Below are 12,162 nucleotides of genomic sequence, written 5' to 3'. Positions count from 1 at the left end.
CTATATCAATCAAAAATGGATAATAACGCCTATGCTTTTTTATTAAAATATAGTAGCCCTTATAGTATTCTAGTTGTAACAAAAGAAGATAGGCTCGTAGAGCTATCCTGCCCGTTTGAAGTTGAAGTAATTAAAGACGTTAAGTATATGATGATAGGAGAAAAAAAGGAAGTTACTTTGGTAAAACTTGCAACCAACAACAAACTGGTTTACATCATAGATGACAAGCCTTATTTCTATTGTTACTTCAATATTATAATTTAATACATGTAATATTATAATTTAATACAAATAATATAATATTAAAATACCCGGAGTTTTAAGCTTTATTTTCAGTTAATCAATCTGTTTGAGATGGTTTTACTTCGTTACCAAATAAAAACCCCTAAAAAGTGCTAGCAATTGATATAATTAAGGAAGAGTCTTTATGACTCTTCCTTATTATGATTTAGGAGTATAAAGTTTCTTCCTTTTTTATTCAATATATCTCTCTTCTAAAGAATGGTTTTAAATTTTCGTATTAATATTTCGCAATTGATACGAATAAAATCAATTTAGCGATCATACTTATATCGACCAATCTTCAATAGTTTTTTTAATTGAAAGTCGTACAAATCATATAAATCTCTAAAACTTATTTCATTCTCTTCTACAGCCTGATGTTTTCGATTATACCAATAGGAATTAAATGATCCGGCTAATAAGTATATATCGATCCGTTGAGTGTTACCTTCAAAATAGTGTCTGATATCATCGACGTAAAAATAATCCGTATTCACTTTAGCCTTTAAAAATGGAATGGTAACGTTTTCTCCTATTCTCGGAAGATTCATTATTTTCGTTAGAGTGAATGATCCGTATACCTTATTGTAGTTTAAATAAAAAACATATTCCGTTTCATTAAACTCTAGATTGTAGATAGGATCATAATTAAAAAGATCTTCATAAATCCTTAAAAGTTGCTTCCTAAGCTGATTGCTGTTTAAACCTGTCCCTATTTCAATTTCCTTTAAAGTTGGAAAAGGTATGTTATCATCATTATAATAATCTTTCGCACATAGGTAGGTTACTAACGAATTGAATTCTTTTTGGTTTTCAAATAGCTTTTTTACCTGATCTTTGATCGAAAGAAGATCAATTAAGATTTGTTTTGTAGAAATGCTTTGCTTCATGTTTTTTTATTATAAAATTAAAGAAAAAAACAGATTGTGGGCTAAATGCGGGCTAGATGCAAAAACAAAAAACCCTAACTAATTGATCTTCAATTGTTAGGGTTTTAATTCCGCGGAGAAAGAGGCTCCACAGTATATTTTATAAACCCCAGTAAATACTGGACTTTTCAGTGTTTAATTAGAACTTGCGTACTTAAAAGTGTACTTCAAAATTTTTGTAAAAAATACTGTGTAAAAGTACTATAATTTTATATAAATTATGACTGTTTAAATTGAATTTTAAGAAAATGCAACTTTGTTGGTTATTTGATTTTTATTCCTTTTGGCCCAGGAAAATCTTTGCCTAAATAGCTGTAAAGGCGTCTTACTTTTGAACGCCAACTTATTTTTGCTTCAATCCAAGTTTTGCTTCCCTCGATAATTTGTATGGTATCGTTTGTATGTGATGGAAACTTTGAATAATCGGAATTATCATCAAATTTTAATAGTAATTCTGGATTGTCAACAGGTGTTTTGTTTTTACTTAAATCAAATATTGTTTTATCTTCTTCTTTATTGAATTTAAGTGTTTTTACTTTTAAGTCTTCATATAAATCGATTAATGAAATTGTATCGGTTATGAAGTCTAAATCATAAATATCTTTCTTGGTTGAACGGTTTGAGGTGCTGATTAATTTGAATAAACCAATGTCTCTTTTTGAAAGTAAACTTATTCCTTGATTTACTTCTACCTCAAACAAATTCTTCATATTTTGAAGCATTTCCACTTTTATGGTTACACCATCTTCTAAATCAAGAAAGAAACGCAGAAAGCAATATTGGTCATTAATATCACAAGGATCGTCAAAGCTTTTTGCTTTTGTACCAAAGTAGTTTTTGACTTCATTTTCGATGTTTTTAAATCCCTCTTTGCCAATTATTCCATTGTAAAAGAAATCAATATCATCAGAAACTCTATGATTGAATTGTAATGCCAGATTTGTACCACCACCTAAAGTAAATTTTGATACTGTTGGTAATGTTTGTAATTCTATGATGGCTTTAATTATTGCTGGAGTAACTGCCTTCATAAATTAAAGAGAAAAACGAAGAAATGGTTTTACATTGTATCTTTTTGCAACACTTACACAAACTTTGTTACTGATATTCTCTGTTGTTAATTTTAAGTATTTAACAATATCTTTAGCAGAATACAGTGTTTCTAATTTTTGAATGTCTGTTTCAAATGTATCTGGAGTTGTTGCATACAAAGCCCTTGGTATAATAATAGACTTATCTTTAGAAAGATTAAGTTTACTAGGATCCATATCCCAAAATAAGTGTTTGGGAAAAATTGTCGCTATGTTTATTGATTGCTTCACTATGCAAAAATACTGAATTTAGTGATAAATGGTGCATTACTATAAAAAAGTTTAACTTCTTTGATTTTAACGACTTAAAAAAAATAAAAATTTAATAGATTTTAAAAAACAATTTTTAATCAATATTGCTTTCTTAAAATGAAATTAGCGAAATGAAGCAAACTGCAGCATTGATGCTAGGAATACTTGGATTAGGAGCGATTTTTGTTCAGATGAATGAGGTAATTTATATTTATGGTCTAAAACAATGAAATTCCTTTTTTATATTCTGGTCTTAGTCCTTCGATCGCATATTTTTTTAATTCGTACTCCAAATGCTCCTGCATAAAATCTTCCCCAAACTCCTCATATAGTTTAAAGAATTTCATTACGATGGTGTTTAAATTATCAGCAGGAATTCGTTCTTGTTTCTCTGAACTAGCTTTTCTAAATGAAGAACAAATTAGAGTGTATATTTCAATTATCTTTTCATCGCTAGTTTTATCTGTTGGAGCTATATTATTATATTCTCCGATATTTCTTAATCTTTTAACTAAGCTAGTATTTAGTTTATCTTCGGATGAAACTGGTTCATCTGGTTTTCTTTTCAAGATATAATAACTAAAATAGAAAATAGGATAAATTATTGTCATAAAAAATCTCATCAAAATAATAAATGTGTATCTGTAAAACCAATTTTTGTTTCTATTTTCTTTTAGAAAATAATTATTCTCAATTAGTAAATGTTTTGCAAGTGGACCAACAAAATTTAATAGAATACCAACCACTAAATAAATTAAAAATATCATCCTAGAAACTTTACAATAATGGAAATTATAACTAAAATAATAATTGCAAAATTTAATTTTTTATTGAAATCTAGTTCTTTTTTTAATAGTTCATTTTGAGAAACTATTGCCTCTAATTTGGTATCTGATTCTTTTATTTTATTTAATAAATCATTTGTTGTTTTTTCTTGACTTTGGGTTAGTGCATCAAAACTTTTATTAATTTCTTTTTGGTTTTTAGAAAGTGTTTGTTCAATTTCTCCAAAGTTTTGAATTATCTTATTTATGTTTTGTGATATAGTAGTCATTACTCCATTTATACCATTAACTGAAATAAAAACTTCCGATAATTTGCTCTGATGTTTATTGAAGTGTTCTTCTAAATCTATTTTAGATAAACGCGTAATTTCTTTACCTAAATCATCAATCTTATTTTGAAAATTATTTGTTTTCTCTTCAAACTTCTTTAGTTCTTTGGCTATTTCTACTTTGGAATTCTCTAAAAAATTTGTTTCTAAATCTTTAAATAAAACCTTGAAATCTACTGCGACTAATCTTGATATTTCCGAACCTAGTTCAGTTATTTTATTAGAAAAAACAGTGTTGTTTTTAACTAACAAATCGTTATTGCCTTCCAAAAAAACATTAACTGAGTTTCCTAAAACTTTGGTAAAATCATTAGTAACTTGATTTATTTTATCAAATAGTTCACTAAAAATGATTGGTAACTTATCATTACTGCCAATTAATACTTCTATTCTATTTTTTATTTCCTTTAGATTACTCAATTCACTTTTAAGAATATCTAATTGCTCGTAATTCTTTTCTAATATTTGATCTATATTATCCATATTAAATATCGTTTAGTTCTTTTATTAAATTTTGGACGTTTTGGGTTGAAATTTTAAGCATTAACTTATGTTTTATCCTTCTAATATATTCTTTAGAATTTTCATATTTTACACTTTCTGAAATAATTACTAAAAACTTGTTTAATTTATTTTCAAAATATAAATAATCGTTTTTTAAGTATAAGTTTTCAAAACCTTCTAAAAAATATTTCTCTGCTTCTTGAAAATAATATGGGTTATTTAAACCGAAACTGGCATAAGCATAAAGCAGTTTTAATACATATTCTTCTTTAGTATCTTCTATTGCTAAAGAACGCCAAATTCTTTTACAAGAACCACGCATCATTTTGCATTCATTAATGAATGATGCTTTATCATTTAATATTTTAGTATATTTTACAAAAACTTTCCAATCATTTAATTCTTTATTTTTAAAGTCATCAATTAAAGAACGGTCTTCACCAAATTCAACATAACCACTTTTAGCATACTTTGCATTGAAGTAGTAATACATTAACTGCTTAAAATGGATATTATATTCTGCATTATTAAACTTTAAATCCGTTTTTGAATTTTGATTAATACTTTCTGTAATAAATTCTTTAATATCCTCAATCGCTTTTTTTCTTTTTCCAACTATATCGGAATACGTGAAATCTAATATTACTTTTACCGACTTTTTAATTGTATCAAAAACACCTAAATCAAAACATACTTTTTCTAAATTTTTGATTTTTTTCGTAGTTTTTTCTTTGGATAAATACTTTAATAAATGCTCTTTGGTTGCATTCAAATAGAAGTCTTTATTTTTTTTATTAATGCTGATTGTTACTAAAGCTTTGTTGTAATCTATAGTGTAATCTGAAATGAATTGAATGCTATATAGACGATAAATGATTCTCAATATATCCTGACGGTTAATATTAGAATAATACAGTTCTTTGTATAACTTCTTATTATTGAAATAGATTTCAGATTTTAAAATTTCAATATTCCAAGACTCTTCTATTCTTTGAACGTAATCAACAAAATCAGATGATTGCTTTTGTAATGTTTCTAAATAGCTATGAACATTATGAATATTTGGAGTTGCAATTAAATTAAAATCTGTAATAAGAATTTCTGACAAACTATCTTTTATTAAATCTAATGGTACAATGAAATTTAAATTATTGCCTTCCGATTCAAAGAAATCTTTTAATGACAGCCCATTATTTATAACATTTTCAATAGGTCTACTTAAATATTCATAAAGTGTGGTATTAGGACTGTTTTCTTGCCATTGGATTTTTATAAAATCTAAAATATGGTTTGTTAGTGGAATATCCATAGTACCACCTCCATTACCAAAGTTAAAATCAACAGTTAAGTTACCTAACCCTCTAGTATTTATTATTTTACCAAAAACAACATTATTTACATTTCTTAACCAAATATTACCTTGAAAATTACCATCGGTGGTTAAATAAAATTTTATTTCCTTATCATTTTCAAGATTATAAATATCTGTAATTTGCTTAAAAACGGTTTTATTAATTTCTTCCTTTCTTGTAAAAAAACGTTCTAATTGATATAACTCCGTTTCAATGCCTTTAAAGCTGTTCTTGTGAAAGAAATCATGAATGCTTTCATCTAAATTGTAGGTTAAAATAGTATCTAATTGTACTTCTTTTTTACTTATTTCTATCGTAAAGCTATTTGAAAAATCAGCTACTATTAGTTTAATATCATTAATTAATGTTTCTTTATTTGAATTTCTTATCAATGAGAATTTTTCACCGTCAAATGCTTCAATAAGATGTCTTAATCTAAATCTAGCTTCTCTTGAGAATTGTTTTATATAGCTTGGGTTTAAAAAATAGAATTCTTCTGTATTAATTAAGTTTACGCATAAAGACTTTTTCTTGTCTCTTCCAGCTCTTCCAGCTTCTTGGATGTAACTTTCGGGTGAAGAAGAATAGTTGATATGATAAACCGTTCTTACGTCTTCCTTGTCTATTCCCATTCCAAAAGCTTTTGTGCAAACCATATAACTGGTTTTACCATCTAAAAAACTTGTGAAATGGTTATGAATTTCTTCACTTAATCTACCTGCCTCATCATTTCCAATGAAATAAGACTTTTTAGAACCGATTATTGCTAGATTTTCAAATACTTCTTTTGGATTTATACTATTATTGACTCTACCCGTTACACCTAATATTCCCTGAGTGTGCGGACAAAATATTATTGAAGTTGTAGTATCAAATGTTAAACTATTTGGGATTTCATTTATTGATTCACATTCTTCACTAATTATTATATCTAGTGTAGTTTTATCAATTGCATCCATCTCAAACTCATCATAATGTTGTTCAAGAGATTGCGAAATAACCGTATTATCTATTGTATTTAATTTATTTATACTGTTTTTGACATAATCATTTAGTTTATCTCTTTTGACAGTACCGATTTTGTTTTTAATTTCTCTATCAGAAATACTATGGCTATCTATTTTCGCATTACATTCGATAAAATCAAAAAACAATTCTTTTCGTATTGTGTTATCAATTGAAATTACTGCATTTGCAGCATCATCGTGTTTTATATCAAGTTCTCTTTCAATATCTGCTAAAACATCATAAGAAGCTGTTGCTGTAAGTCCAACTAAAGTTACTTTACCGCTTCTTGTTTTTACAAATTTTTGAGCATTTTTACCCAACATCAAATAAGTGGAACGGAAATCGTGTCCCCATTCTGATAAACAATGTACTTCATCTATTATACAAAAAGAGAATGCTAACTTGTATTTGGTATTGTCAATAGTGTTTATGATTTTTCTAAAATCCTCCATTACAAATCTTTCAGGAGAAACAAAGAGAAATTGTGTTTGTCCAAACTTAAAATCAATTAGTTTGCTTTGTTTTTCCTCTCTTTTTAAATTGGAATTTATATAATCACAGCAGTCAATCCAATTATTATTTAAAACCCTAACTTGATCTTCCATTAATGATTTAATGGGATCGACTACTAAACATAAACCCGGTTGTAAAAAAGCTGGTAACTGATAGGTTAATGATTTACCACCACCGGTAGGTAATAAACCAATAACAGGTTTTTGTTGTAATGCTCTAGAAATTATTGGTAATTGTCCTGGTCTAAAACTAGATTTTCTAAAGATATTTTGAATAAAAAAATTAATGTTTTTTTCGTGTTTTTCAATTGAAATATATGAGCCATCATTTTTTTTATCCACTAATTCTTTGAAGTGTAGTAAATTGGCACAATATATCTTTTTACAACTTTCGATGCTGTTATCATAGTAATGCGATGAACGAATCACTATTGCTTCGCGAATAGAATACTCTTTTTCTTTATAGATTTGAGAACGTCTTAAAATAGAATGGTCAATTATGATATCAAAATCATTAGCTCCAAAATAGGTCTCGTTTTTCGGCTTATAACCACAATGCAGTTTTTGATTGATTACCCATTTTTCATTTTCAAAAATGCTTAGTTCAATTTTTGGTATTTGGAGTTTGTCTTGATCTTCCAATAAAGCATTTAAATTTGAAAATAATTCTTCTAAACTTTTGATAGCTAAAGCACCACAAGGCAGATCTCTTTCAATGATGGCTATTTGTAGAATTTCTTTTTTCAGTAAATCTTTATTAGCAATAAAATGGTCTATTATTGTTTTTTGAATTCTAGCTACTGCGAATGGAATAAAAAGTAAACTGTATTCTTCTAAATAATCAGAAATATTTTTAGTGAAGTTTTTTTCAAAAATTTTATATAATTCCTCTGTAAATAATCGATCGTAAGGAATCTCATTTTTATTAATCTCATTTTGAGTGAAACGAAACGTTTCCGCATTCACTTTACTTGCAGCTAAATCTCTATTTGTATCATAAAAAACATACTCTTCTAACAAATGATGTGGACCATCTATTTCAAATATTCGTGTTTTATATTCTGCTCTATTTTGAATGTTATTCCAATACAAATAAGGCGATGTAAAGCTAAAATCAACTGATTTATCACCAATCATATGTGGATTTATTGTAGCAAAGTCTCTTTGGGTTTGAAAAAGTTGTTTGATAAACTGATGGTTGCCTAAAAATTTCTTTTCTAATTGACTACCTAATTCTCCAATGTAGTTTTCATCATTGAATTTTAAATTGGGTTCTATGATATGTAGTAATTCAAAAACCGTTTCAAAACTTAACTCTTTAACTGCATTTGAATAGTCTAATATATATTCATTGTCATTCTTTATGGTTAATCCAATTTCTGTAAAAACTTCTTCAATAATAAGTGGTGCTTTTGTTGGCAAGCCTCTTGTAACAATGTTATTAATGGTTGCTAAAACAGGATGGATTTTGTCGTAATCAATTTTATGAGGTTCAGGAAACTCTACATCAAAAGCACTCAGGTTTTGAATCAATCCTTTGATTTTATTAATTTCACTATTTTCTTTTTCACTGAAATAATTCAATGATTTAAAGTTCTCAGTAACTATATTACTGATTGCATCTACTATGTATCCTGCTTTGAATTGTTTCATCTTAATATAATGCTGATTTATATTACGCTATACAAGCATTCTCATTTATCTTTTCAATTATACTTATCACTTTGTGTGCATCACTATCCTCAAACACTCCCATTAATCCTTGATCATTCATATCTGTGAATGGAGGTTCAAATAGCATGCTTGGTTCTATGGTACCGTTTTTGGTTAAGTAGGTAATGATATTTTGTATGAATGTCATTTGGTCAGCTCTCAAATTCCCTGTCTGTAGGAATTCTGAAAAGGCATCTTGTGCTGCTTTTACATCAAGACCAATGATGTTTCTAATGAATACTCCTAATGGTTCTTTCCCAAATTCTTTTTCAAAATCTTCTCTTGTTCCTCTTTCTTCTCCATCAAACAAAATGTCTTCTAAAAGTTTTAATTCTTTTGTTGTGATTGGATTGTTTGAAACCAATTTTGAAATCGTCAATTGATGTTTGTTTTCTCTAATGAAACTCTCTACTCTTCTTCGGTAGGATGTACCGTAATTTGACGATATGTTTGGTTCATTCAAAACCATACTTATTTCCGAATCTTCCAGGTCGGTGTAAATTATTGCTCTATTGTTGGTATCTAAATACTGAATCAATTCTCGAAGCTCTACTCTTATGCTTTCTAACTTCTTTTGTGAAATCTCTTTGTAAAAATCCTGTTTTTGGATGTTTTCAATTGTTGGTTTAGCGCGTAATACGGCAGGAATGGTATATTTTTTACTCAATCCTTCGGCAATATCAATTAAAGTTTCTTCGTATCTCTTTTTTGTGCCTGACATCATCAGTGTTGCTATTTGTAGTTTTAGCATCATCAAGTCAAAACGTCTTGCCATTTCATTGATTGTTTCCGGAATTGGTAATTCAGACAGATATTCTTCAATTATATGTGCGTCATTACTATCTAAATTGTTCCATCTGTTTCTTTCGTTGAATTCATCCACATATTTTAAATTCATGGCTACTTGAAAACGTGTTCTGTCTAATTGTTGTATTGCCAAGTGCAATATATCACGTAAAGTATTGGAAAGCTCTATATTTTCTTCTTCCCCTTCTTCTACCAATAACCTACTTAAATGTAATCTTGATTCAAAAATTTGTTGTGTAATTGGTTTTGCAATCAGTGTTTCCTTGCCTTTTTTCTGAACTTCAAAGAAATCGAAATTGCCACATACATCAAATATTAAAAAATGGTCTTTGGGTTGATTTGGTCCAAAAACATCCTCACATAATCTTGTTCCTCTTCCAATCATCTGCCAAAACTTAGCATAAGACCTCACCACTTTGAAAAAGACCAAATTCAGTATTCTGACAGCATCAATTCCTGTGTCCATCATATCGACAGAAACGGCAATTTGCGGATTGTTTTCTTTGTATTTATCACAGAATGCATCTATCAAACTTTGAGCATGAGAAACTTCATTGTGTATCATAGAAATAAATCCTGAAGGTAAAGCCGGATATCTTTCGGTGAAACAATCAACAATGAATTTGGCGTGCTTTTGATTTACAGCAAAAATGATGGTTCTGCCTAACTTATCACCACCTTCAATTTTTAATCCGTTTGCCATTAAAGCATCCAACACTTTATTTACCGTATCTTTATTGAACAACCATTTGTTCATGGCGTTGGCTCTTATTTCCTCTGGGAAAAGTCCCGTGGTTTTGTCTTCAAAGGTTTCTTCGTACTTTTCTTTTTCTTTATCGGATAGGTCTTTGTACTTGATACCCTCTCTTAGAAAATTGGTTGTAATGTCAATATTCTTATACGGGTTTAAATACTGAGGTACAGCTTGATGTAACTCGTACAAAAATGTTGGGTCTTCATTACTGCATCCAAAAAGCTCAAAAGTATTATGATCTATTCCATCTTTAGGAGTAGCTGTAAGTCCAACAATACTAGCATCGAAGTAATCAAATATAGCTTTGTATCGGTTGTAAATAGAACGGTGTGCTTCGTCAACAATAATTAAATCGAAATGCCCTACACCGTAAAAACGTTCATCGGCATTGCGAATATTGTCTATTTTATTCATCATGCTCGGATAGGTACTGAATACCAATCGCGTGGTATCATTTTCCTTTTCCTCTGTTAAATCAATTGCTGATAAATCGGGTAAGTATTCGCTAAAGTTATTTTTGGCTTGACGCACCAAAGCGTTTCTGTCTGCTAGAAACAGTACTCGTTTTACCCAATTATTTTTGAATAACACCTCAACCATAGCCGCAGCAGTTCTTGTTTTACCACTTCCTGTTGCCATGACCAATAAGGCTCTTCTTTTGTTACCACACAAGCCATTGGCACCATCAGTTACAAAGGTTTCTGCAACCCGATTTATGGCTTCAAATTGATAGGGTCTGTTTGCAATGGCAGTATTAATCGTTGCCTTACGAATGTCTTTTATGGTTGTTCTTTTTTGAATTAACCATTGTAATTCTTCTTTGGTATAAAAACCAAAAACTCTTCTGGGAGAACTATAAAAAGTGTCTTCCCAAATTTTGGTTTCATAGCCATTGGTATAGAAAATAATTGGTCTTTGACCATGCATCTTTTCTAAACAATTGGCATATAAAAAAGCTTGGTGTTTTCCAACCTCAACATCTTTTGTAGTGCGTTTTGCTTCGATTATGGAAAGTGGTTTTCCGTTGTCGTCCCATAAAACATAATCTACAAAGCCATTGCCTTTTGGATTGTCTGTCGTTATTGGCATTCCTGTTACCGGATATTCTAATTCTCTACCTACATTGAGGTTGGTCCATCCTGCTTCTTTCAAATCGACATCAATGAGGTGCTGACGTGTTTGTGCCTCCGTAAACTCAGCAGTTAAGGGTTTTAGTCTTTCCTGCTTTTGTTTTTTCAGTTTTACAACCGCTTGTTGGGTTTGTTGCTGTAAAGCTATAAGTGTGACTTCACTTTCTTGTGCTTTTTCAAGAATAGCTTCTTTTTCTTGTTGTAATTTTGCAATTTGCTCTTGTAACTGCTGATATGCTTTTTCTTGTTCTTGCTGTTGTTCTTTTAGGAGTCTTTGTTTTTCTCCTAGTTTTGGGATGAAAGCTTCGTTGAATACTCCAGGTAAATCAGGGATTTCTGCGCTATAGGTTTGAGCCAGCCATTTGGTAAAATCATAAATGTAACGTATGCTTATTAATGCATCTTTGGAATTAATACGATTACCAAAGTGCGCTGCATTGTTTCCTGTTTTTCTAACAATATGCAATCCTTCATGAAGCTGAAATGGAATGAGACTTTTAATCGCTTCTTCATTCATCAAGTTGATGAGTTCAGTATTGAATGGTTTTTCAATATGTTCTAAATCGTACATGAGATACATGGACTCTTCTAATACCAAACGACAATAACTGGCCGAAGAAACCGGTTCTATAAAAACCCTTTCTTCGGCTGTTTTTAACTTACTGTAGAGTGAATACCACTCCTTTTGAAGGAATTTAAAATTGCTCATTTTTT

At 29.4% G+C, this 12,162-nt stretch carries 8 protein-coding genes; 1 reads left to right on the top strand and 7 read right to left on the bottom strand.

Annotated features, from left to right (window positions below; translation table 11 throughout):
* The first annotated feature begins 15 nt into the window (after positions 1-15).
* Complete coding sequence (locus HQN62_RS09405; RefSeq protein WP_173504159.1) at positions 16-264, top strand: hypothetical protein; 249 nt, start codon at positions 16-18, stop codon at positions 262-264.
* 290 nt (positions 265-554) lie between these two features.
* Here HQN62_RS09405 and HQN62_RS09400 read toward each other — a convergent pair whose 3' ends face one another.
* The 7 genes from HQN62_RS09400 to HQN62_RS09370 form a co-directional block, all read right to left on the bottom strand.
* Positions 555-1,172 carry a hypothetical protein gene (locus HQN62_RS09400; RefSeq protein WP_173504158.1) on the bottom strand — a complete coding sequence of 206 codons (618 nt, stop codon included), beginning with the start codon at positions 1,170-1,172 and terminating at the stop codon, positions 555-557.
* Between the two features lie 302 nt (positions 1,173-1,474).
* Complete coding sequence (locus HQN62_RS09395) at positions 1,475-2,242, bottom strand: nucleotidyl transferase AbiEii/AbiGii toxin family protein (RefSeq protein ID WP_173504157.1); 768 nt, start codon at positions 2,240-2,242, stop codon at positions 1,475-1,477.
* Positions 2,243-2,245: 3 nt separating this feature from the next.
* Positions 2,246-2,479, bottom strand: a complete 234-nt coding sequence (locus tag HQN62_RS09390) for a hypothetical protein (protein WP_173504156.1) — start codon at positions 2,477-2,479, stop codon at positions 2,246-2,248.
* A 293-nt stretch (positions 2,480-2,772) separates the two neighbouring features.
* Positions 2,773-3,321: a hypothetical protein gene (locus HQN62_RS09385; protein ID WP_173504155.1), complete on the bottom strand. Its 549-nt coding sequence runs from the start codon at positions 3,319-3,321 to the stop codon at positions 2,773-2,775.
* Entirely contained in the window at positions 3,318-4,151 is an 834-nt protein-coding gene (locus HQN62_RS09380; RefSeq protein ID WP_173504154.1) for a V-type ATP synthase subunit I domain-containing protein, read from the bottom strand. Before HQN62_RS09380 ends, HQN62_RS09385 begins: the two co-directional genes overlap by 4 nt.
* A 1-nt stretch (position 4,152) precedes the next feature.
* Positions 4,153-8,697, bottom strand: a complete 4,545-nt coding sequence (locus HQN62_RS19110) for a DEAD/DEAH box helicase (protein ID WP_371811600.1) — start codon at positions 8,695-8,697, stop codon at positions 4,153-4,155.
* 22 nt (positions 8,698-8,719) lie between these two features.
* Positions 8,720-12,157 (bottom strand): DEAD/DEAH box helicase family protein, encoded by a 3,438-nt coding sequence (locus HQN62_RS09370; protein WP_173504153.1) that lies wholly within the window; start codon positions 12,155-12,157, stop codon positions 8,720-8,722.
* Positions 12,158-12,162 lie beyond the last annotated feature (5 nt).

Origin of the sequence: Flavobacterium sp. M31R6, assembly GCF_013284035.1 — a bacterium.
Classification (GTDB): domain Bacteria; phylum Bacteroidota; class Bacteroidia; order Flavobacteriales; family Flavobacteriaceae; genus Flavobacterium.
The sequence above is the reverse complement of the archived record's forward strand: the minus strand, read 5'-3'. Positions and strand labels throughout refer to the sequence as shown.